The 23169-nt window shown below is 60.1% G+C and carries 18 protein-coding genes; 12 read left to right on the top strand and 6 right to left on the bottom strand.

Features of this window, described 5'->3' with window-relative positions; all coding sequences use genetic code 11:
* Window positions 1-79 precede the first annotated feature (79 nt).
* The 7 genes from BJ985_RS06860 (at window position 80) to BJ985_RS06830 (ending at window position 9204) form a co-directional block, all read left to right on the top strand.
* On the top strand, window positions 80-2050 hold the full coding sequence (locus BJ985_RS06860) for an OPT family oligopeptide transporter (protein ID WP_179387009.1): 1971 nt from the start codon (window positions 80-82) through the stop codon (window positions 2048-2050).
* 231 nt (window positions 2051-2281) lie between these two features.
* Complete coding sequence (groL, locus tag BJ985_RS06855) at window positions 2282-3928, top strand: chaperonin GroEL (RefSeq protein WP_005325634.1); 1647 nt, start codon at window positions 2282-2284, stop codon at window positions 3926-3928.
* Window positions 3929-4613: 685 nt separating this feature from the next.
* Window positions 4614-4793, top strand: coding sequence for a hypothetical protein (locus BJ985_RS06850; protein ID WP_179386185.1), 180 nt, complete (start codon window positions 4614-4616; stop codon window positions 4791-4793).
* A gap of 33 nt (window positions 4794-4826) precedes the next feature.
* Window positions 4827-4973 carry a hypothetical protein gene (locus tag BJ985_RS06845; RefSeq protein ID WP_179387008.1) on the top strand — a complete coding sequence of 49 codons (147 nt, stop codon included), beginning with the start codon at window positions 4827-4829 and terminating at the stop codon, window positions 4971-4973.
* Between the two features lie 153 nt (window positions 4974-5126).
* Window positions 5127-6026, top strand: coding sequence for a polyphosphate kinase 2 (gene ppk2, locus BJ985_RS06840; protein WP_023019951.1), 900 nt, complete (start codon window positions 5127-5129; stop codon window positions 6024-6026).
* Between the two features lie 276 nt (window positions 6027-6302).
* Entirely contained in the window at window positions 6303-7451 is a 1149-nt protein-coding gene (locus BJ985_RS06835) for an alpha/beta hydrolase (protein WP_179387007.1), read from the top strand.
* Between the two features lie 106 nt (window positions 7452-7557).
* A complete protein-coding gene (locus BJ985_RS06830; RefSeq protein ID WP_179387006.1) occupies window positions 7558-9204 on the top strand; it encodes a metallophosphoesterase family protein in 1647 nt (548 codons plus the stop codon).
* A 21-nt stretch (window positions 9205-9225) separates the two neighbouring features.
* Here BJ985_RS06830 and BJ985_RS06825 read toward each other — a convergent pair whose 3' ends face one another.
* The 4 genes from BJ985_RS06825 to BJ985_RS06810 are packed head-to-tail and all read right to left on the bottom strand — an operon-like array spanning window position 9226 to window position 15985.
* Entirely contained in the window at window positions 9226-13149 is a 3924-nt protein-coding gene (locus BJ985_RS06825) for a Pls/PosA family non-ribosomal peptide synthetase (protein WP_179387005.1), read from the bottom strand.
* Window positions 13150-13608 carry a MarR family winged helix-turn-helix transcriptional regulator gene (locus BJ985_RS06820; RefSeq protein ID WP_005325642.1) on the bottom strand — a complete coding sequence of 153 codons (459 nt, stop codon included), beginning with the start codon at window positions 13606-13608 and terminating at the stop codon, window positions 13150-13152. It lies immediately after the preceding gene.
* Window positions 13609-13645: 37 nt separating this feature from the next.
* Window positions 13646-13942, bottom strand: a complete 297-nt coding sequence (locus tag BJ985_RS06815) for a rhodanese-like domain-containing protein (protein WP_005325643.1) — start codon at window positions 13940-13942, stop codon at window positions 13646-13648.
* Between the two features lie 27 nt (window positions 13943-13969).
* Window positions 13970-15985 carry a hypothetical protein gene (locus tag BJ985_RS06810; RefSeq protein WP_179387004.1) on the bottom strand — a complete coding sequence of 672 codons (2016 nt, stop codon included), beginning with the start codon at window positions 15983-15985 and terminating at the stop codon, window positions 13970-13972.
* 281 nt (window positions 15986-16266) lie between these two features.
* Between BJ985_RS06810 and BJ985_RS06805 the strand changes: the two genes are divergently transcribed.
* Together BJ985_RS06805 and BJ985_RS06800 are read left to right on the top strand one after the other, a co-directional pair.
* A complete protein-coding gene (locus BJ985_RS06805) occupies window positions 16267-17112 on the top strand; it encodes a hypothetical protein (protein ID WP_179387003.1) in 846 nt (281 codons plus the stop codon).
* Window positions 17113-17511: 399 nt separating this feature from the next.
* Window positions 17512-18357 (top strand): hypothetical protein, encoded by an 846-nt coding sequence (locus BJ985_RS06800; protein WP_179387002.1) that lies wholly within the window; start codon window positions 17512-17514, stop codon window positions 18355-18357.
* 343 nt (window positions 18358-18700) lie between these two features.
* Here the strand turns inward: BJ985_RS06800 and BJ985_RS06795 are convergent, their stop codons facing one another.
* Both BJ985_RS06795 and BJ985_RS06790 read right to left on the bottom strand, forming a co-directional pair.
* Window positions 18701-19528 carry an endonuclease domain-containing protein gene (locus tag BJ985_RS06795; RefSeq protein WP_179387001.1) on the bottom strand — a complete coding sequence of 276 codons (828 nt, stop codon included), beginning with the start codon at window positions 19526-19528 and terminating at the stop codon, window positions 18701-18703.
* 252 nt (window positions 19529-19780) lie between these two features.
* Window positions 19781-20254 carry an inorganic diphosphatase gene (locus BJ985_RS06790; RefSeq protein WP_005329894.1) on the bottom strand — a complete coding sequence of 158 codons (474 nt, stop codon included), beginning with the start codon at window positions 20252-20254 and terminating at the stop codon, window positions 19781-19783.
* Window positions 20255-20336: 82 nt separating this feature from the next.
* Between BJ985_RS06790 and dacB the strand changes: the two genes are divergently transcribed.
* Genes dacB through hpt form a run of 3 tightly spaced genes read left to right on the top strand, consistent with a single transcriptional unit; the run spans window position 20337 to window position 23169 of the window.
* Window positions 20337-21623, top strand: a complete 1287-nt coding sequence (gene dacB, locus BJ985_RS06785) for a D-alanyl-D-alanine carboxypeptidase/D-alanyl-D-alanine endopeptidase (RefSeq protein WP_179387000.1) — start codon at window positions 20337-20339, stop codon at window positions 21621-21623.
* A complete protein-coding gene (gene tilS / locus BJ985_RS06780) occupies window positions 21613-22569 on the top strand; it encodes a tRNA lysidine(34) synthetase TilS (protein ID WP_179386999.1) in 957 nt (318 codons plus the stop codon). Before dacB ends, tilS begins: the two co-directional genes overlap by 11 nt.
* Before the next feature lie 12 nt (window positions 22570-22581).
* Window positions 22582-23169, top strand: a complete 588-nt coding sequence (hpt, locus tag BJ985_RS06775; RefSeq protein WP_179386998.1) for a hypoxanthine phosphoribosyltransferase — start codon at window positions 22582-22584, stop codon at window positions 23167-23169.

The raw sequence follows: 23169 nt of genomic DNA, 5'->3' as shown, positions 1-23169 counted from the left end.
TAGCAGGCTGCAGCCCGCTGTAGCCCGCTGCGTGGGTGAAACAAGAAACTTTCATAGCCGAGAATAGAAAGGACCTGGCATGGCGAACGCATCATCCGCCGCAGGTTCCAAGGCCTCCCTGCCCGAGCTGACTCTGCGCGGCATCATTATCGGTGGCCTGATCACCCTCATCTTCACCGCCGCCAATGTGTACTTAGGCCTGAAGGTGGGCTTGACCTTTGCTACCTCCATCCCGGCCGCCGTGATCTCCATGGCGGTGCTGCGCCGGTTCAAGGGCCACAACGTTAAAGAAAACAACATCGTGCAGACCATTGCCTCTGCCGCGGGTACCTTGTCCGCCATCATCTTTGTGCTCCCCGGCTTGGTGATGGTGGGGTACTGGCAGGGCTTTGGCTTCGTGCAGACGGCTGGCGTGTGCATCATCGGCGGCGTGCTGGGCGTGATGTATTCCATCCCGCTGCGCCGCGCTTTGGTCACCGGCTCCGATCTGCCCTATCCGGAGGGCGTGGCCGCGGCCGAGGTCCTCAAGGTGGGCGATGAAAATGCCTCCGGCACCAGCCAGGAAGAAAATGCCAAGGGCCTGCGTGTTATCGTCGCGGGTGGCATTACCTCGGCCGTTATGGCGCTGCTGACCGCAATGAAGGCCGCCGCCTCCGAAGTCACCGCCTATTTCAAGCTCGGCGCTGGCGCGACCACCCTGGGCACCAGCCTGTCCACCGCGCTTATCGGCGTGGGCCACCTGGTGGGCCTGCCGGTAGGCATTGCCATGCTGGTAGGCGTGGTGATTTCCTACTTCATTTTGCTGCCCATTTTCACCACCGGCGATATTACGGGCGCCACCGCGCTTGCCGACGTCGTCGATACCACCTTCTCCGATGACATCCGCTTCATCGGCGTGGGCACCATGGCCATTGCCGCCATTTGGACCCTGCTGAAGATCGCCGCTCCCATTGCTGTGGGCATCCGCCAGTCCCTAGCCTCCTCGCGCGCCCGCAAGTCCGGCTCCACCGTGGATGTCACCGAGCGCGATATTCCCTTCCCTTATGTCGCCACCACCATCGTGGCGTTCATGGTGCCTATCGCGTTGCTGTTGTGGGACTTCGTACGCGGTACCGATATTCACGACCACATGGCCGTGCTCATCACCGTCTCCGTCCTCTTTACCCTGCTGGTAGGTCTGATTATCGCCTCCGTGTGCGGCTACATGGCTGGCCTGATTGGTGCGTCTAACTCGCCCATTTCCTCCATCGGCATCATCGCCGTGCTCGCCGCCTCGCTGCTCATCGCGGCCGTCACCCGCGGCACCACTGCGGATCCTCTGTCTTTGGTGGCCTACACGCTCTTCACCGCGGCCATCGTCTTTGGCATTGCCACCATCTCCAATGACAACCTGCAGGACCTCAAGACAGGTCAGCTCGTCGGCGCTACTCCGTGGAAGCAGCAAGTAGCGCTCATCATCGGCGTGGTCTTCGGCTCCCTGGTCATCCCGCCGATTCTGCAGGTCATGCTCAATGGCTTCGGCTTCCAAGGCATGGAAGGCGCCGGTGAAGACGCCTTGGCCGCCCCGCAGGCCGCCCTGATGTCCTCCGTTGCCTCCGGCATCTTCGATAGCTCGTTGGACTGGAACCTCATCTTTATCGGTATGGCCATTGGTGCTGTCCTTATTATTGTTGACGAGCTCCTGCGCAAGTTCACCGATAAGTACTCGCTGTCCCCGCTGGCCGCCGGCATGGGCATGTACCTACCGGCCGCCCTGACCATCGTCATCCCCATCGGTGCTATTTTGGGCACCTTCTATGACAAGTGGGCCGCGAAGCAATCCCACCCGGAGTTTGCCAAGCGTATGGGTACCCTCCTGGCTACCGGCCTCATCGTAGGTGAGTCCCTCTTTGGTGTGGTCAACGCCGGCATCATTGCCGCCGCTGGCGGCGACAGCCCGCTGGAAATCTTTGAGGGTGGTGCCTCCGCCACCGTGGTGGGCGTGATCCTCTTTATTATCGCGCTGACGTTCATCTACCGCTGGACCAAGCGCACGGTGAAGAGCTCCTAGTTTTTGATCCATTCCTTATATAATGGCGTCCCTTCGCGGGGGCGCCATTTTTCTTGCAGTCACGGTAGGAGAGTGCCAGAATGGTCGTTAGCACTCGCACAGTATGAGTGTCAGATAAATCTACATCGTTGTGGTTGAGGTTGGTTCACACTCACCAGCCATGCCGTCGCGGGCGTCCGCAGCGAGAAAGACGTGAGTGTCGTCCTCAATAAACCAAGGAGCACAAACACAATGGCAAAGATTATCGCTTTTGATGAAGAGGCCCGCCGCGGCCTCGAGCGCGGCCTCAACACGCTTGCCGACGCCGTCAAGGTCACCCTCGGCCCCAAGGGCCGCAACGTCGTCCTGGAAAAGTCCTGGGGCGCCCCGACCATTACCAACGACGGTGTTTCCATCGCTCGCGAAATCGAGCTCGAGGATGCTTACGAGAAGATCGGCGCCGAGCTGGTCAAGGAAGTTGCCAAGAAGACCGACGACGTCGCAGGCGACGGCACCACCACCGCAACCGTGCTGGCACAGGCTCTGGTACGCGAGGGTCTGCGCAACGTAGCCGCAGGTTCCAACCCCATGGGCATCAAGCGCGGCATCGAGACCGCAACCAAGAAGGTTGTAGACTCCCTGCTCTCCTCTGCTAAGGAAGTAGAAACCCAGGAGCAGATCGCTACCACCGCTGGCATCTCCGCTGCTGACCCGGCCATCGGCGAGAAGATCGCCGAGGCTATGTACACCGTGGGCAACGGCTCCGTAAACAAGGACTCCGTTATCACCGTGGAAGAGTCCAACACCTTCGGCGTTGACCTCGAGGTAACTGAGGGTCTGCGCTTTGATAAGGGCTACATCTCCGGCTACTTCGCTACCGATATGGAGCGTCAGGAGGCGGTCCTGGAGGATCCGTACATCCTGCTGGTTTCCTCCAAGATCTCCAACATCAAGGACCTGGTTCCGCTGCTGGAGAAGGTCATGCAGTCCGGCAAGCCGCTGCTCATCATCGCTGAGGACGTTGAGGGCGAGGCCCTGTCCACCCTCGTTGTGAACAAGATCCGCGGCACCTTCAAGTCCGTTGCGGTTAAGGCACCGGGCTTCGGCGACCGCCGCAAGGCCACCCTGCAGGACATGGCCATCCTCACTGGCGGCCAGGTCATCTCCGAGGAGGTCGGCCTCTCCCTCGAGACCGCCGAGCTCGAGTACTTGGGCCAGGCACGCAAGGTTGTCGTCACCAAGGACGAGACCACCATCGTTCAGGGTGCTGGCTCCCAGGAGCAGATCGACGGCCGCATCAAGCAGATCCGTGCCGAGATCGAAAGCTCCGACTCTGACTACGACCGCGAGAAGCTGCAGGAGCGCCTGGCTAAGCTCTCCGGCGGCGTTGCCGTCCTTAAGGTCGGTGCCGCTACCGAGGTGGAGCTCAAGGAGCGCAAGCACCGCATCGAGGACGCAGTCCGCAACGCAAAGGCTGCCGTGGAAGAAGGCATCGTTGCCGGCGGTGGCGTAGCACTGCTGCAGGCCGCTTCCGTCCTGGATTCCCTGGATGACCTCAAGGGCGACGAGGCTACCGGCGTCAAGATCGTCCGCGAGGCCCTGTCTGCACCGCTGAAGCAGATTGCACACAATGCTGGCCTCGAGCCAGGCGTTGTTGCTGACAAGGTTTCCTCCCTGCCGGCAGGCGAGGGCCTGAACGCTGCTACCGGTGAGTACGTCAACCTCATGGAGGCTGGCATCAATGACCCGGTTAAGGTCACCCGCTCCGCTCTGCAGAACGCTGCTTCCATTGCAGCTCTGTTCCTGACCACCGAGGCTGTCGTTGCCGACAAGCCTGAGCCGGCCGGCGCCAACAACGGCATGCCGGACGCTGACGCCATGGGCGGCATGGGCTTCTAAGTCCAATCCCCGATAGGTCTAGAGACGGGCTCAGACAAGGCTCTTAGCAGCCTTCTAGCCCCTTTTGAGCGCCCCGCTTCTGTGCTTTAGAGCGCATGAGGTGGGGCGCTTCGGCGTGTCTACACCACTTTGCTTCGCCGATACGATATGGGCGCGGCGCAAATTCTCGAGCCAATCGCTGAATCTGCTTGTCAATGTAGTTTTCTAATCGGTGCACATGTTCAATTCACAATGCCCGATTTATTGCTCAGGCAGGCTTACAATTCAGCGCCACGGTGCTTAACACGCGAACCATGCGCCCCACTGACCCCGTATAGGGGTAATTTTAACGGGCTGGATTAGAAAAATTTTTTCGCTTGGGAAGGCTAGTTTACGGGTATAGCTATCGTTCGCTACACCCCGAAGCGTTACAGTGTTAAATTTTATTTAACGCAATCAACTATTTAGCAAACAAAAATCGCAGTTCAGGGCGATTGTGTCGTGAGGTAAAAATTTTCCAATACCCCCTATGGGATATAACTCTTTTCTTATCAAATCGCCTAGATGTGAAGACACCTATGCAACATTGACTTGCTTTAGATTGAACTTGTGCCAAAATATTTCTTGTGACGCCCACTGAGGGTGTCTGCAAACTGCAAACCCCTCCGGGGCAAGATAGCTTCGGAACTATTTTAGGAGTTCAAACATGGATCTCTCCCTCGTACAGACTCACCTGGACAACTTCGTTAACACCTGGGAAGGCTGGGCAAAGGTTCTTGGCGGCCTGCAGGGCTTCGGTCACCTGTTCGTAGGCGGCGAGATGGCACCGATCAAGGGCATCAACGAGAATCTTTCTTCCTACGCTGATTTCCTTTCCTCCAAGTAATTTCATTTCCTAAACAAGTCTTAAGGAGACAAAATGTCTGACTTCATTTCCCAGTTCGCTGCTTCCTCCGAGGGCATCTTCGAGCCGATCAAGTACGTCTTCGACCAGCTCTTCCTGGTTGCATCCCCGCTGGTTGATGTAGCTAAGGGTGCTTCCAAGCTGATCGGCATGTTCGCATAAGAACATCCTTCAGTTCTGAGCTTTAACGCTCGCTGAAGCAAGAAGGCCTACCGTTTCGGTAGGCCTTCTTTTTGTTTTGTTGTTCATTTGGGGGCAGGGGTAACTACAGAAATTTAGCGCGCTAGATGTCTACATTCGGGTTACACTAAATGCATGGCTGATATTAAAGACGACGACCTTCCCGAGATTGACCTGGCAAAAACTGACGGCTACGTCGTCGATGGAACCGATGAAGATGATCCTTCGTTGATCATGCCGGATGGTTCCCCGGTTCAGACTTGGCGGGAAAATTACCCCTATGATGAGCGTATGACTCGCGATGAGTACGAGTCTGTGAAGCGTGCTCTGCAGATCGAGCTGCTGAAGTGGCAGAACTGGACCAAGGAAACCGGCCAGCGCCACATTATTATCTTTGAGGGTCGCGATGCGGCCGGCAAGGGTGGCACCATTAAGCGCTTTAACGAGCACCTGAACCCGCGTGGTGCTCGCACTGTGGCTCTGGAGAAGCCGTCGCCGCGTGAGTCCACCTCGTGGTACTTCCAGCGCTATATTGAACACTTCCCAGCCGGTGGCGAGATCGTCTTCTTCGACCGCTCTTGGTACAACCGCTCCGGTGTGGAGCGCGTTATGGGCTTTTGTACCGAAAGCCAGCACGCGGAGTTCCTCCGTGAGGTTCCGATGCTGGAGAATATGATTCTTGGCTCGGGTATCTCCCTGACCAAGTTGTGGTTCTCTGTTACCCGTAAGGAGCAGCGCACCCGCTTCGCTATCCGCCAGATCGACCCGGTACGTCAGTGGAAGCTGTCCCCGATGGATTTGGCTTCGCTGGATAAGTGGGATGACTACACTCGTGCGAAGGAAGAGCAGTTCCGCTACACGGATACGGAAGAGTCGCCGTGGATCACCATTAAGTCCAACGACAAGAAGCGTGCCCGCATTAACGCCATGCGCTATGTGCTGTCCAAGTTCGAGTACACGAACAAGGATCACGAGCTGGTGGGCGAGGTTGATGAGAACATCGTGAAGCGTGGTCGCGATCAGATTGGTGACTAGGTTGAGCTAAAGTAGCCGCACAGTAGGCGGGAAACTCGGTAAGTCCGGGTTTCCCGCTTTTTGTTTTAGAGGTGCCAAAAGGGGGTAATTGGGGAGGAATAGTTTCGTGGAAATTAGGGGATTTTAAAGGGGTATTTCCGTGCGGTTATGTTACGGAACCGTAGGTAATATTGTCGAAAACTATTTGTGAACTCCGTCTCAGGATATTTAGCATCACTGTTATCCCAATCTCATCTAACGCAAGGATATGACCTCCAGCACCACGAGGAGACAGTGATGATGAAGAAGCACGTAACCGCTTGCCTGACGGCGGCAGCAGTACTGGCGGCACCAGTTGCGGTATCTGGCACGCTCACGGCATGGGCAATCGCCCAGGAAGCCCCGGCGCCTGCGCCCGCGACAGATCAGAAACCAGATGTCCTTGGACGCCCAACCGTCTCGGAAAAGCAGGTATCCGATGAGGAAGGCTACTTCGACAGCGCTCACGGCGAGGGCGTCAAGATCTACTACCGCAAGCAGAAGGTAGCCAACCCACGCGGTGCGGTGGTTCTTGCGCACGGTGTCTCTGAACATTCGGGGCGATATGATTACGTCGCCAAGCGCCTGCTGGATGCGGGCTACAACGTCTACCGTGTAGACCACCGCGGGCACGGCAAGTCCGCTGGCGGCAGCGTGCCACTGGGGCACATCGATAACTTCCAGTACATCCTGGATGACTTTGACCATGTGGTGGACATAGCCAAGGAGGAAAACCAGGGAGTAAAGACCTTCCTGCTGGGCCACTCGATGGGCTCGCTGACTGTGGAGGCCTATGGCATCCGTGAGCCGGGCAAGGTCGATGGCATCATCACCAACGGTGGCGGCGCGCCGCTGAACCTTTCTGGCAAGAACGTGGCCGGAAAGAATATCACCCCGGATGATATTTCGGAGACCCAGAAGAAGCTGGATCCCACCATCTTTGAACGCCTGCCGCTGGCCCAGCTCGCCAGCTTCAATGCGCACTATGCGCAGAACCTGATTCCGCACCGCACTGAAATCGGCGCACAATCGCCGGAGTGGAGCAAGGACGTTAAGCTTTCCAACCCGTTTACGGATGGTGTTTCCACCAGCCAGACGGTGAAGGACGAGTATGCTTCGAGCCCGCTCATCGCGCAGAAGGCCAGCGCCGGTACCGCCCTGCAGCTGGCAGCAATCGCGAATTATGACGCCGTCAATGCGGACCTCTTCACCGCACCGACGCTCATCATGCACGGCACCAAGGACGGCATCGTGCCGCCGTATTTCTCCCAGGATTGGTACAACTCCATCTCCTCTAAGGACGTGGAGTATGTGACTTGGGAAGGCCAGAAGCATGAGGTCTTCAATGAGCCGGCTGCCGATCAGGCCCTCGATACCGTCGTGGACTGGCTCGACCGCCACGCCTAGATTCACACTGAACTCAAAGCGAGAACTCTTGGCAGGCATGTAGTGCTTGCCAAGAGTTTACGTACATGTAACCGCCTCGTTGCCCAGGCCGGATAGAAATTGAATTATGAAAAATAAACTCTGTGCTTTCTCTTCTGTCCTAGCGCTCACCGCAATGGTGGGCGCGCCCGTCGCGGCGGCCCAGTCCTCGCTTCCGGGTTCCTCCTTTGGTTCTTCTTTGGGGTCATCGTTAGGCTCTTCCTGGGGGTCTTCCCAGGGCTCGTCCGAGGGGTCCTCGGCGGGAGACGATGTGCAGCCGGGGGAAGGCACAGAATCGCGGGTGCTGTGGCAGGAGAGCTTCGACGGGGTGGATACCCCGGCATGGTTTACCCACCGCGCGCCGGAGGGGTGGAGCACTGACGTACACGGCGTGGACTCGGGTGAGGCGCGCTGGAAGGGCTGGACCTTTGGCAACATGCGCCATTGGACCTGGGCCTCTGGTACCGATATGCGCCACTATTTCACCCAGGCGCATGACACCTTCGCCATCATCGACAACAAGCAGCAGCGCTTGGCCGAAGGTGATTCCATGACCGCGGGTCTAAAGAGCCCGGCCATCCCGGTGGCGGGGCAGGAGAGGGTGAATGTGGAATTCGACCACCATTACCGCCAGGGCAAGGACGGGCAAAATGCCACGGTGACGGTCTCCTTCGATGGTGGGGAAGCTCAGGAAATCGCCGTCTTTGATAAGGATGTCTTCTCCAAGCACGAGTCCATTGGCTTGGACGTGCCGGCCGGAGCAAAGAATATGCAGGTTAGCTTCAGCTACAACAACGGCAATGATGACTGGTGGTGGGCGGTGGATAACGTGGGCGTCGTCAAGCCGCTCGGTGAGCTTCAGGGCTCGCCGCAGGCTACCGTGGACGTGCTTTCCGACGTCCAGGGTGACCCCCAAGACTACAAAGACGCGGTCCGCCAGTTGAACGGTATGGAGGATAAGGCCGGGGCACTCGTACTCAACGGCGACCTCGTAGACGATGGCTCGCAGCAGCAGTGGGATGATTTCTTGGCCGCGCACAGCGAGGTGCCGCACGATTCGGGCAAGGAATTGTGGACCATCGGCAATCACGAAATGTATGGCAAGGAAGGCTCTAAGACCTACCTGGATCGCTTCCTGAAGCACTCCGGCCAGGACAAGCCGTGGAAGGAAGAAGTGGTGGATGGGGTGCCGCTCATTTCGGTAAATACCGAGTTTTATTCCGATATTCTGCGCCACGGCAAGGATCCGTTCCAGCGCCTTAGCAAGGAGCAGCTCAACTGGCTAGATGAGCGCCTGGCTTATTGGGACGCTAAGGGCACGCCGGCGTTGGTCTTTAGCCATCCGTTGCTGCCGCAGACGGTATCGATGTCCCATTCGGCGTGGTACCAGAATGACTTTGAGGACCTCGAGGCGCTATCCAACGTGGTCAATAAGTACAACAACATCGTGTGGTTTAGCAGCCACAGCCACTCCTCGCTGCGTCAGAATAACTGGTGGGGAACCCGCCGCTATGACGGCACCGGCGAGGCCGGCCGCATCGGTTTCCCAGTGGTCAACACCGGCGCCATCCTCAACGAGTACCTACCGGATGGCGATAATGACGAAAAAATTGTTAAGGAAAAGGAAGAGGCCTCCACCGGACTGCGGGTCAAGGTCTTTGCTGACCGTATCCGGGTGGAGGCCTGGGACTTCAAGTCCGGCGAGATGATTAAATACCAGGACTTTTCGCGGTAGGGCGCAGATTATGGCGGCGGCCTATCGCTCCCACGGCTCGATGGGGTTGCCCTGCCATACGGCGTTGGTGGGCACGCGGTCGCCGCGCATGACCAGCGAGCCTGGACCCACGGTGGAGGCCGTGCCGATGAGCGAGGCCGGCAGCGCCACCGAGTGGGCGGCCAGCGTGGAGCCGTCCTGGATGGTGACGGTATCTAGGCTCATCACGCGGTCCTGGAAAAGGTGGGTTTGCACCACGGTGCCAGGGCCCACGGTGGCGGCCTCACCGACGCGGATGAGGTCCGTTTCCGGGAACCAGTAGGAATCGATCCACGCGCCGCGGCCGATCTCCACGCCGAGGGCGCGCAGCCCCAGGTTGATCTCGCCGGAGCCGTAGGTGTGCTGGAAGAACCACGGCGCGGCGACGACCTCCACGAAGGTATCCTGCAGCTCATTGAGCCAGACAAAAGCGGACCACAGCGGGTGGTCGGCCGCGCGGTGCTTGCCCACGCAGATCCACTTCACCGCGACGGTGACGGCCATGGCCACCGCACCCATGCCCATGAGCACGAGGCCGGAGAGGAGCCAGGTGAGGGGGAAGCCGAGGGCGTCGAGAAGCGAGTCGTAGACGCTAAGGGTTGCCGCGAGCAGCATGGCAGAAAACATCGGTGCCAAAAGGCGCATGGTTTCCACCACGCCGCGGGCGGCCTTGACGGCAAAGCCCGGGTTATAGGTCAGCGCCTCGCCCGAGTTAGCGGGGGAGTCCACCTCTACGGTCACGCGGCGCATGCGCTCTGGCGGTGCACCCCACCAGTTGGCGCCGGCCTTCGTCTTCTTGGGGGTAGAAGAAAGAACGGCAACCAGCGAGTTCTTGGATAGCTTGCGGCCGGGTGCGGTGATGCCGGAGTTGCCCACGAAGGAGCGCTTGCCCACCTTGGTCTCGCCGGTGCGCATCCAGCCTCCGCCGAGCTCGTAGCCGCCGATCATGGTGTCATCGGCCAGGAAGGCACCTTCTTTGACCTCGGTGAGCTTGGGGATCATAACCGCGGTGGAGATTTCCACGTTGGCGCCAATCTCCGCGCCGAGCGAGCGCAGCCACGCTGGGGTCAGCTGGGAGGCATAGAGCGGAAAGAGCTTGGTGCGAGCCTCGTCCATGAGGCGCTCGATGGCCCACAGGCGCCAGCCTTTGGCCGAGCGCACGGGTGCTACGCCCGGGCTAATGCCCAGCGAGAGGATGTGCACGCCCAGCCAAGTCTGCAGCATATAGGTGGCAAAGGCCGCCAGCGCGCCAACGGGCGCGAAGAAGATCGCGCCGACGAAGCTATCGCCACCCGTGGAATGCACGAGGGCCAAGACGATGGCCGCGCCTACCGCCAGCGCTACAACCGGTTGGATGGCCAGCAGGACGGAGGTGGCGTCATAAATGGCCACCCACCACGGCCGGCGCTTGGGCGTATGGGACGGGAAGCGGTGCTTGGAGCGACCCACCTTCTGGGCAGGCGAGCCCGACCAGCGCTGGCCGTCCTTGATCTTCTTGCGGCCGGTAACGGTAGAACCGGCCTCCACGTGGGCATACTTGCCCACTACGGTGCCAGGAAGCAGCGTGGAGCGCGCGCCCACGCGAGCGCCTTCCTTGACGTCGATGGCACCGACATGCAGGATATCGCCGTCCAGCCAATAACCGGAGAGGTCCACCTCAGGTTCGATGGCGGCGTGCTTGCCCAAGGTGAGCAGGCCGGTCACCGGCGGCAGGGAGTGCAGGTCCACGCCGCGCTTGACCTTGACACCAAGCGTGCGGGCGTAGTTATTCACGCGCGTAGCACCGGCCAGCGAGCTCGCGCCGGAGGTATTAGCCCAGCGCTCGGCCGCCCAGATGCGCAGGTGCGTCGAACCGCCGCGCGGGTAATCGCCCGGCTTAATGCCGGCCGTAATAAGACGCGCACCGTAGCCGCCAATGGGGATGCGGCCGACGGGGGTGACAAAGACGATGAGCATGACGATGACCAGCCACCACGGATAGGCCGCGGCCCACTCAAAGCCCAGCGATGCCGCCACGGTGGAACCCAGCATGAGCCAGGCCAGCCAGCTGGATGCGGCCAGCGTCATGACGGGGATCTGGATCAGGGTCTGGGCGAGCCGGGTGCCGAAGCCGACCTTGGTGACCTCGCGCAAGGGGACGTCGGCAGCCGCGGGGCGCGGTTCGGCTCCCGCAATGAGCTCAGCCAGCGAGCCCAAGCGCGGGTGGTCGTAGAGGTCGCGCACGGCCACGGTGGGGTAGCGCTCCCTGATATGGCCCACGAGGGTCGCGGCCGCCAGCGAGGTGCCGCCGAGCGAGAAAAAGTCGGCGTTCTCGTCTTCCACGGACACGCCGAGCGTTTCTACCCACAGCTCCGCGAGCCACTTCTCGGTCTCGGTCAGCGTGGTCGATTCCACGCCCACTCCCGGCAGCGGCCACGGCAGGGCCTTCTTATCAACCTTGCCGGAGGTGCGCACCGGCAGTTCTTCCATCACGCAGATGCGCGGGACGAGCGCGGCCGGCATGGTTTCGGCCAAGCGGGCGTGCGCGGCCTCGTGATCGAAGCCCTTGGCCTCATCTTCGAGGGAAACATAGCCCACCAGGACGGACTCGCCGCCCGGGGTCTTCTGCACGGCCACGGCCGAGTTATAGACGTTATCCAGAGCCGCGACGTTAGCTTCGACTTCGCCGAGCTCGATGCGGCGCCCGCCAATTTTCACCTGGTCATCCACGCGGCCGACGAAGTACAGCCCGTCTTCTTCCAGGCGCACGTGGTCACCGGTGCGATACGCACGCTGCCAGCCTATCGACTCCAGCGGGGCGTACTTCTCCGCGTCCTTAGCCGGATCCAGGTAGGACGCCAGTCCCACGCCGCCGATCACCAGCTCGCCGACGCCGCCCATTTCCACAGGCATGCCCTGCTTATCGACGACCACCAGGTCCCAACCATTCAACGGCAAGCCAATGGACACCGGCCGTCCGGGCAGCATTTGCTGCGCACAGGCGACGACCGTGGCCTCGGTAGGACCGTAGGTATTCCACATCTCGCGGTCCTCGGTGGCCAGGCGGTCCACCAACTCCTGCGAGCAGGCTTCTCCGCCGACGATGAGCAGGCGGATATTATCCAGCGCCTCAGCCGGCCACAGGCCCGCCAAGGTAGGCACGGTAGACACGACGGTGATATCGCGGCGGATGAGCCACGGGCCCAAGTCCATGCCGGAGCGCACCAGAGATCGCGGCGCCGGGACCAAGCAGCCACCGTGGCCCCAGGCCAGCCACATTTCCTCGCAGGAGGCATCGAAGGCGACGGACAGCCCGGCGAGCACACGATCCTCCGGGCCGAGCGGCCCGTGCGGGTGATTGACCAAAAAGAGGCTGGCCTCGGCATCCACAAAGGCGGCCGCGGAACGGTGGCTTACAGCCACGCCCTTCGGCTTGCCGGTAGAACCGGAGGTGAAGATGATCCACGCGGTGTCTTCTGGGCGCGGGGTATTGGGGTTCTCAGCCGGCTCCTCGGCGGACCTGTCGGGGGCGTCCGGGCGCGCAGAATCGCGCAGGAAGCGGAAGCCTTCATCAGTAAAGACGCCATCGATATCGGCCTCGCCGAAGACCATCTCGGCGCGCTCGTCTGGGTCATCGGCGTCGACAGGCACGTAGGCCGCGCCCGCCGCCAGGGTCGCCAAAATGGCGAGGTAGAGCTCGCGCTTGCCGGAGGTCATCCGAATGCCGATCCGATCGCCCCGGCGCACGCCATTGGCGTGCAGCTCGGTGGCCCACAGCTCGACCTCGTGGATGAGCTCGGAGTAGGTGATGATTTCGCCGTCGTCCAGCGCGGCGGCGTCTGGGTGCATCTCCGCGGTAGTGGTGATGATGTCCCACAGCGTGCGGGGCCGCGGCGCCGCGCTACCTAGAAGGTACTGCTGCGGGACGAGCGATTCGGGGCCCGCCATTTATGCCTCGTCCTCGTCCGCGGCAATGATGGACTTGGCCAACTTTCGCAGGTGCTTGAGCTGCTTATTGGTGGACTCATCCAAGGCCTCGTCCTCGGCAGTGGCAACAAGCTCCGCCAGATCCTTGTGAACCTTCGCGCCCTTCTTGGTGGACGCGACGATCTGGCGGCGGCGATCCTTTGGATCGCGCTCGCGCTTGGCCCAGCCGCGGTCCTCGAGGGCGTCGATAAGACGCACCATGTCAGAGGCATCAATGGCCAGGGTCTCGGACAGGTAGGACTGCGATGCGGCATCCGCGTCCACCAGGCAGGTAAGGACCCAGTACTCGCGCAGCGTCGTCTGCTTGGTCTGCAGGGCAGCCTCGACGCCATCGCGGGTGCGGCGGCGGAGGCGCTCCAGCTGGAACGACGGGGATTCGAGTAGGGCAGTTGGGATTACAGAATTATTCGTGGAAGCCATACCATCATAATAATCCCAAAAGATTGGTTAAGGCCAATTAATCCGTTTCGATGGGAAGTCCGGCAGCCTTCCACTTATCCGTGCCGCCATCGACGTTGATGGTGTCCCAGCCCAGCGCATGCTCCAGATACTGGCAGACCTGCATGCTGCGGCCGCCCGCGTGGCAGATGACGTAAATATCCTTGTCTGGGTCGATTTCCTGGATGCGACCCGTAATCTCACTCATCGGGATATGGGTCGCGCCCTTCGCGCGCTCCACCGCCCACTCATCATTCTCGCGGACATCAATGAGCTGAGCGCCTTCTGGTACTTCGGTTGGTTGAACGTTTTTCATGCCTCATACCCTAGTCACGTGCCGGGACTAGTGCGGTTGCCCCTCTTGTCGCGTCCAAGGCAGGGCCTCAAACTCCGCGCGGTTTCCCTGCGCAAACCAATGAAGGAGCGACAGGGCTTGGTCGATGTCCTCAAGGAGCATTTGGAAGTGTTCCTCTTCACCGTTGTTGTGGCCCCACTCGACGAGGTAGCGCGCCGCACCGCTCTCTGCGGGCTCCACACGGTCGACCTGGCAGTAATCGCCGGGGACCAGCCGGTCATGGACCACTGCCCAGGTGCCGACCTCCGAGAGGCCCTCGCCCCGGACGGCGTTAAGAAGTCTTTCTTCAAAGAGGTACGGGTTTCGGCCAGTAAGGGTGCCGCTGAGCACGAAGCGCTCTTCTTCGCTCACATCTGCGGGCGTGTGGCTGCGCTCCCAATTCACCTTGTCAACCATCTGTGCCGGACCGTAGGTGAACTCAACAATCATCTCCAACGCGTAGGGGAGGGGGATATCGGGAATTGCGTACATGCCGCCGTCGGGGGCGGCCAGGTTTACTTCAAAACCCCCATCCTGCTGCCGCACTTCGAGGGCGTAGCGCTCCTGAAAGTCCACATTCCGCCCGGACATGACCTTAAGCCTCCAACCCGGGAACAGACGCAGCGCCGCTTCCGTGACTGCCGACGGCGTAGTGGTCTCCCAGGTATTGGCGTAGCGATTCTCGGATAGCAGCGTCAACGTGCACTTTTCTGCATTGGGCAAAGCCCGCCCTGACGGGTTGTACAGCGCCATGGTGTCATCCATCACCAGAGAGACGCCGTAGTTCGAGGCCACGTGGGCAAGTCGCTCTAGGGTGACCGCCGTGACCTCAGCGGGGATCAGCAACCGGGTGAGGGCGTGGGGCTCGACGTGTTCCTCGGCGAGCAGGATTTCACTTCCCAGCTTGGCGTTTACCGCAGAAATGAACTGCTGCATCCGGGGCCCAGGTTCGCCGTTGTGGGCGGCGCGGATGCGGTGCATCGTGCAGAGCGATGCTTCAGTCCACTGCTCCTCGCGCTCGGGCAGCTCCATGGCAGTGACCGTGGTGTACGGTGCCGGATCCGAGACTGACGAGGCGGGGAAAATCTCAAAAAAGGTCTCTCCGTTCCCGCCTAGATAGTGTTCCACTACCGCGATGGCCTCGTCTGCGATGTCGAACGTTTGCACGTTCTCGGTGCCCAGGTGATCGTAGGCCATTGCTACCCACTGTCCCTGTGCATTCCGTCCGTACGCCAGCGACATCGTGGGCCAGGCATGCAGGTGGACCATCACGCCCGCGGGAAGCTCCTTCACTGCATCCAGCCGGCGCCACGGAAGCTCGTGGCGGAACCCGGCGTCAAGGAAGTTCTTCTGCGGGCGCTGGGCCAACGGCTCCCAGTCGAGCTCCGCAATCAGCGGGTTGTGGTCACTGAAAGATAGGAGGAGTTCCCGGGCCTCCTCGTAGCTGCCGACAGTAAGACTGCGGAATACCGGGGCAGCATCTGCGGCGGGAAAGCTGGTCCACACCATCTCACAGCGCCCGTTTGCTAGCAGGCGCATGGACATGTCCACCCCGTAGTCGTAGGAGTCTGAGCCGTGGTTGATGACCTGCACCCAGGTCTGCTCGCCCACGGGCAGGCGAATCGCATCCTCGAACGCGCGGTCCACCGTTTCCCTGCTGACCTGCCGCCACACCGTGCCCATGGAGTTGGTCAAGGAGGCGAGCCCAGCACTACTGATATCGATGCCCGTCGCATTGACTAGGATGTCCGTGGTGCCGAGGAAGACAACGAGGCCGTGCAGGTAAGCCAACTTGGTGAGCTGGTCCTGCAGCTCCAGGTTGCCCGATTCCACCGTTACCGTAATGGCCGAATGCGCTGGGAATTCCTGACCGAAGATTTCCGTCAGTGTCGCCGCAACCTCCTCCATCTTCGGGTCGAAGGTCCGAAAGGCATCCAGCCCCTGGCTCTGAAGCGAGTCCAACAGGAAATCATGATCCGTGATCATGTCGGCGTCGACGTGCACGAAGTTGAGCTGCAGCTCCATAGTGGTGGGGTCCTTCCGGGGTTGTTGTGCTGAGGCTGAAAGCGATTGTAGGCGACCTGGGTCACATCTGCCTGAGTGGCTGCTGGGAGTGCGCTGGAACAGGACAATCAACGGAACCCGTGAAGGATGGATGCCGCCCAAGCCAATGCGCCAGCGTATGAGATTTTGGGCATGTACTTTGGGCTGCATAGGAATCCGATGTTTCGGCTTTCTCTTCATAGCGAAAGCGGGTTTTCCACCACTTTTTCACTACTCATTTACGTTGAAGGGGATACTTTTAAATGGAAGATCTGACGGCAATGCGTTTAGAGCGTCGCCAAGACACACTTGAAATAGATGGCATCACTATTGAATGCGCTATCGATGTGTGCCTCGAGCCTCACAGCGAATATATTGTGAACCTCGAATTTGCAGTACGCCAAGGAACTGCACCCACTGCAATGAGACTTAGGACCTATAGCGCTGAGTTCGTACTGTTTGATAATGAGACAGAAAACAGCATTCGCCTTACTGACGGTGTTAGCAATTGCTCAAGCTTTCGCCTTCGCACCGGACAGAAAGATGGCAAGCTAAGTGTTTTCAACGAGTACCTTCATAGTTATTGGGAAGGTGTCGAACCCGCCTACGAGTACATGACTGATGATGCTGGGATTGTTATCACCAAGAGGGAAGGCGACACCATTCACTTTGCCTGCAACAACCGCAGTCCACGCGAGCAGCTAGCGTTTGAGGACGTCACGGGGACGCTTACTCTCACTAAAATTGGTTCAGCGGAAGATCATTCCATCGCCCCTGCAGAGGATGGATCGCCGATTCAGCAATATTGCTTCATTGACAGTGGTGATGAGGTACCCGAGGAAAAGGAGCTCGTTGATATTGCTACCTCGCTTTCGGGCACGGCCTCCCCGACTAGCGAAGCGGTCACTACCTTAATTGACAGGCTGGGAGGGCTTAATTACACCATTATTTCTTCCGCCGACAATGCCGTCACCATCGAAGTGGACATCTCGGATGAGGACACCACCGAATTCGCTATGGTCGATGAGGCCCGACTATGGAACCTCAACCTTGTGAAGGTTCGCACTCGCAGTCTGCTGAATCGGAGCACGAACCGGGCGGAAAGCTAGGCCACGATTGCTCAGAATTTGGATGCGAAGGACCGCGTGATTCGTAGTGGTGAAGAACGAATTGTGGTAGAGCGCACGCAGGTGCAAGTCACGGATCTGGCTGTGGCACTTAGATCGTCGGTTCGTGTGAGGGGTCAAAGTGACGCACAGGGCGCTGGCCCCGCGCAGGCGTGCGTGCGCGTTTTAACGGTGCGTGGAGAGGTACTCCAGAATCGCCTTGACGCGGCGGATGTGTGCAGGGCATCAATTTCCAGCGGCAACTGAGCTGAATTCAGGCGAACCTGTCTTGGGCGTGATTAGAGTTACGTACAGCCCAAGGTACGGCTTTCTGTTTATGGCGAGAGTGGGTCTTTTCCACCACGTTTTCAGCATTCATCTGATTTGAAAGGGAAATTTTTGATGCAAAGTCTGGCAGGGATGCGGACAGAGCTTCGACAAGGCACGCTTGAAATCGATGGCATCACCATTGAATGCGATATCGAGGTGAGCTTGGAGCCTCACTCCGAATATATTGTCAACCTCGAATTTGAAGTTCGCCAAGGAACGGCACCCACGGCAATGAGGCTTAGGACCTATAGCGCTGAGTTCGTGCTCTTTGATAATGAGACAGAAAAAAGCATTCGACTTACCGATGGCGTAAGTAATAGCTCAAGCTTTCGTCTGCGAACCGGACAAAAGTCAGACTGGCTCAGTGTTTTTAACGAGTACCTCCATAGTTACATGGAAGGTGTCGAACCTGGCTATGAATGCATGACTGGCGATTCAGGGATTGTTATCACTAAGCGGCAAGGCGACACCATTCACTTTGCCTGCAATAACCGCAGTCCACGGGAGCAGCTAGCTTTTGAGGACGTCACGGGGATGCTTACGGTTACGAAAGTTGGTTCAGCGGAAGATCATTTCATTGCCTCTGTAGAGGATGGATCGCCAATTCAGCAATATTGCTTCATCGACAGTGGCGATGAAGCACCCGGTGAAAAGAAGCTCGTTGATATTGCTACCTCGCTTTCGGGCAAGACCTCCCCGAGAAGCGAAGCGGTCACCACTTTAATTGACAGGCTTGAAGGGCTTAACTTCACCATCATTTCTTCCGCTGACAATGCCGTAACCATCGAAGTCGACATCTCGGATGAGGACACCACCGAATTCGCTATGGTCGATGAGGCCCGACTGTGGAATCTCAACCTAGTGAAGGTTAAAACTCGTACGTTGCTGAATCAGAGCACAATCCGGCCAGAAAGTTAGGTCACGACTGCTCGAAATAAAGATGCGAAGGACCATGCGGTCTGTCTGGTGGAGAAGCCCGGGCCCTCGGAAGCCATCGCGGACAGTGTCTTGCGCGCAACACTTCTTTCCATTGGACGCCACGGAACGTACGCGTATCCACACCGGGCGTGGTTGCTCACTAGCGGTGAGACCGCCTCTTCAGACGAAGCTTTCCTCCCGCCTTTGGCGAGCTGGAAATCGTCCGTACCTTAGGCAAGCCGGCCGCTGGTCTTGCCTCCGCGAATACGTCTTTTGACCGGAGCGTTGCTCCAGAGCCCGAGCTCGATGGCTGGCTCGCGCCTCTTTGCACCGACCAGCTTGCTCAGCGACTTCGTTCCCACCGCCAGTAGTGGTGCCACTGCCACGGTGGCTGTACAAGGTCGCCTTTTCCGTGGACTATCGCGAGGACTTGGCCAACGGCCATGTCGAGGTGGTGCTCGATTGTGGCAGCGGTGAAGTGGAGGGGTTTGTAGCCTCTGTGGACGGCGTCGTTAAGCTTTTGGCGGTCAATTTCGAACCGCTGCCGGTTCTCGCCCTGGTGGTAGGCGTAGCCGTCGACTTCGATGGCTAGCTTGTGCTCCTCCAAGAGTAAGTCCCAGCGGTAAGGGCCAATGTATCTGTTGTTGTGCACGGTGACATGGGGCCGAAGCGCGCGGGTGAGGTTGCGCTCGGGGACGCTATCAGCGCCGAGGATGGTGTTTTCCAGGACGCGCCGGGTGTGCTGCGGGAAGCGCTGGAAATCAAGCATGTGGCCCTCCATCTGGGAGGCGCCGTACTGGCCGGCAAAGCAGGCCTCGAGGAAGGCGACGGCGTCTTCCTCCGCCATGATTTCTGTGGCCTGCAGCGGATTGCACACGTTAATTCCATTGAGCTGACCAAGCGCCTTCGGCCGGGCGCGGCGGCTGCGGAAGTACGGGCTGGAGGCCATCATTCCCGCGCGCAGGAAGTGGAGTGGGAAACTTAAAGCGTGGCCGAGGTAGTGGTGGGCACACGAGTAGCCGTCGAGCGCCGAATCGGGCCAGCGATGGGAGACGATTTCCGCGAGTTCGCGCGGCGAGGGCTTTCCTTCGGTATAGAGACCGTGGCAGATTTTCACGGCTTGGTTGTTGATAGCGCGGTGCGCGGCCTTGCGCGTGGTGAAGATTCTCATGCGCCCACCCCTAGGCGTTCATTTCGATCAATTAGGTCCCCCGAGGCCGGTGGTTTCGGCCTGCTATGTGATCGAATTGTACTGCGGGGACGGGATGGTGTCGCGGGGAGGGGCTTGCGGATGCGAAGAAGGGCGAAAAAAGGGGACAAAAAGGGGCGTTTCGATCAAATACGGTCTTGAAAACCGCCGCTTTCGCGGTGCTATTTGATCGAAACGCCCGGGAGGGGGCCAAGGGGCCCGCGCCCAGAAGTTTTACTTGAAGCGAGCCTTTGCCTCGTCGAGGATCTTCTCTGCCTCGGCCTTGTCGCCCCAGCCGGAGCCGGTGACTTCCTTGTTCGGCTCCAGGTCCTTGTAGTGGACGAAGAAGTGCTCGATTTCGTCCTTGATGTGCTGCTCCACATCGTTGATGTCCTGGTAGCGCTCCCAGCGTGGGTCGTCGATGACGGCGAGCAGCTTATCGTCGCCGCCGGCCTCGTCGGTCATCTTGAAGACGCCGACGATGCGGGCCTCAACGACTACGCCCGGGAAGACTGGCTCCGGCAGGATGACCAGGGCGTCGAGCGGGTCGCCGTCCTCGCCCAGGGTGTGGTCGATGAAGCCATAGTCAGCCGGGTAAGCCATCGGGGTGAACAGGTAACGGTCGAGGTAGACCTTGCCGGATTCGTGGTCAACCTCGTACTTGTTGCGGGAGCCCTTCGGGATTTCAATGGTTACTTCAACGCTCACAGCGATGTCCTCCATGGGGGATTGGGTATCAATTACTGCCCATAGTCTAGCGCGTTGCGGATTCGCGCTAGGGTTAAAGGCAATGAAAGCAAAGCATGTTTGGTGGTCAGCGACCGCGCTCGTGGTAGCGGCAGCGGTCGGAGGTACGGCTGCGCTGGGCGTTACCCTCCAGCGCGAATATGGCGATCTCTCGCACGGGGAGGCGCAGGCGGTCGAGGCTCCTGAGGAGCCGTTGAGCGCAGCACAGCCGGGCGAGGCAGATCTGGATGCGCTGAGCGCGAAGCTGGATGAGCTCGCTAAGAATAAAGACCTTGCCACTTTTGGCGGCGAGGTGATCGATACTGAAACCGGTGACGTGGTGTGGCAGCGCGACGCGGATAAGCGGCTGACCCCGGCCTCGTCCACGAAGGTGCTCACTACCGCGGCGGCGACGTTGGCGCTGGATGAGAACGAGAAAATCACCACTAAGGTCTACCGCGGTGCGAATGAGAGGAACGTGGTTATTAAGGCCGCGGGCGATGTGTGGATGACGCATGAGCAGCTCGATGATTTGGCCGAGCAGATTTCGGAAAACGTCGAGCAGGTCGATGGCGTCTACATCGATACCTCCGTATGGTCCGGCGAGGCGCAGGCCCCGGGCTGGGATCCGGAAAACGTGGACGGCGGCTTCGTCGCGCCAATGGAACCGGCCATGCTCTACGGTGGTCGCCTGGGCGCGACGACGGGGGATGTGCCGAGGAGTCATGAGCCGGCTTTGGATGTGGCTAAGCAGCTAGGCGATCGCCTCGGCGCGGGCAAGGTAGGCATGGGCTCTGTGGCAGAGAATGCGCAGGAGGTGGCGAGCGTGGATTCGCCGCCGCTAGCGGACCGCGCCCGAGAAATGGTGCGCCATTCCGATAATGTCATGGCCGAGGCCATTGCGCGTGAGCTGGCGATGTCCCGTGGCAAGGAAGCCAGCTTTGAAGGCGATACGCAGGCCACGCTCGAGGTACTGCGGGAGCAGGGATTCGACGTCGAGGGCGTCGACATTAAGGACAATTCCGGGCTCTCGGTGGACAATCGGCTCACGGCCGGGCTGTTGTCGCAGCTCATTAATGGCGCGGTCAAGGATCCGCGCCTGCGCCCGCTGGTGTCCTACCTGCCGGTGGCCGGCGGCGATGGCACGCTGTACGAGCGTTATGGCGATTCCGCGGCCAAGGGCTATGTGCGCGCCAAGACGGGCACGCTGACTGGGGTCTCGGCCCTAGCCGGCACCGTGCAGGGCAATTCCGGGCGCGTATATGCCTTTGCCTTCCTTGTAAATGACGGCGATATCTTGGCCGCCCGCAAGGCTCAAGACGCGTTGGCTTCCGCATTGCATGAGTTCTAATAAGCCCTTCTGGCCGCGAGTTTCGCCGCACTTTCTGGCGTGTCGGCGCGGCGTGCGCACCGCTGGCCTTGACCACGCAGTGGCGGTGGGGCTTTCCGGGGGCGCGGATTCGCTGGCCCTCATGGCGGCGCTCGTGGCGGAGGGGCACGAGGTGCTCGCGCTGTGCGTAGACCACGGGCTGCAGGACGGATCGCGGGCGCAGGCCGAGCGCGCGGCCGAACAGGCGCGAAAGCTAGGCGCGCGGGCGCGGGTGCTCGGCGTTGCGGCCGGTGTGAGCGCTGCCGCAGGGGCAGAGTCGATGGAGGCGGCCGCGCGGGCGGCGCGGTATCGAGCACTGGCCGCCGCGTGCGCGGACGAAGGATTAGAGGTTGCCGTGGCGCATACGGCCGATGACCAAGCGGAAACGCTGCTGCTCGGCGCGCTGCGCGGGCGGGTGACCGGCATGAGTGAACGCAGCGAGGTGGAAGGCGCCCGCGTGGTGCGGCCGCTGCTGAACGTGCGCCGCGCCGATACCGAAGGCGCTTGCGCGGAGCTGGGCTTTTCGGCGTGGCAGGATCCGCAGAACGAGGACACGAATTTCCGCCGCGTGGCGCTGCGCCGCGAGGTCATTCCGCAGTTGAGCCGCATTATCGGCGGGGACGCGGTGCCAGCGCTGGCGCAAGCAGCAGGCGACGCCGCGCTTGACGACGCCGCCCTGCGCACCCCACCCACCACCGACTGCGCCGAGCTGGCGGCGATGGCGGAACCGCGGCGCCGGCGGGCGATCGCGGCGTGGCTGGTCAGCGAGGGGGTAGAGGTAACAAGGAGGGGAGTGGGGGACGTCGGCAAGCTGTGCACCCACTGGCACGGGCAAGGCCCGGTGGCCGTGCGATCGGCGCGGCAGGTGGGGCAGAGGTTGGAAGTAGCCCGTATAGGTGGCAAACTGGCACTATTGTCTGGTCATTAAAGGAGCGCACACGTGCACGACAAGAAAGACTTCGCCGTTCCCGCAAACCGCTACGGTGACGATGTAGAAGCAATCCTCATTGGAGAAGAGGAACTGCAAAGCCGCGTCCAAGAACTCGCGGATATGGTCTCAGAAAAGTATGCCGACTCTGAGCAAGACCTCCTGTTGGTCTGCGTGCTCAAGGGCGCCGCATTCTTCCTTACGGACTTTGCACGCAAGCTATCGATCCCTTCCGAGCTGGAGTTTATGGCCGTATCCTCCTACGGCGCCTCCACCTCCTCTTCTGGCGTGGTGCGCATTTTGAAGGATCTGGACCGCGATATTGCCGGGCGCAACGTGCTCATCGTGGAAGACATCATCGATTCCGGCCTCACCCTGTCGTGGCTCATCCGCAACCTGGAAGGCCGCAACCCTGCCTCGCTGAATGTGGTCACCCTGCTGCGCAAGCCGGAGGTAGTCAAGGCCGATATTGACCTGCTGGATGTCGGATTTGATATCCCGAATGAATTCGTCATCGGCTACGGCTTGGACTATGCGGAGCGCTACCGCGATCTGCCTTACGTGGGCACCCTCCACCCTGATGTCTATACCACCAACTAA

The sequence above is a fragment of the Corynebacterium tuberculostearicum genome (assembly GCF_013408445.1).
Lineage (GTDB): Bacteria > Actinomycetota > Actinomycetes > Mycobacteriales > Mycobacteriaceae > Corynebacterium > Corynebacterium tuberculostearicum.
The sequence above is the reverse complement of the archived record's forward strand: the minus strand, read 5'-3'. Positions and strand labels throughout refer to the sequence as shown.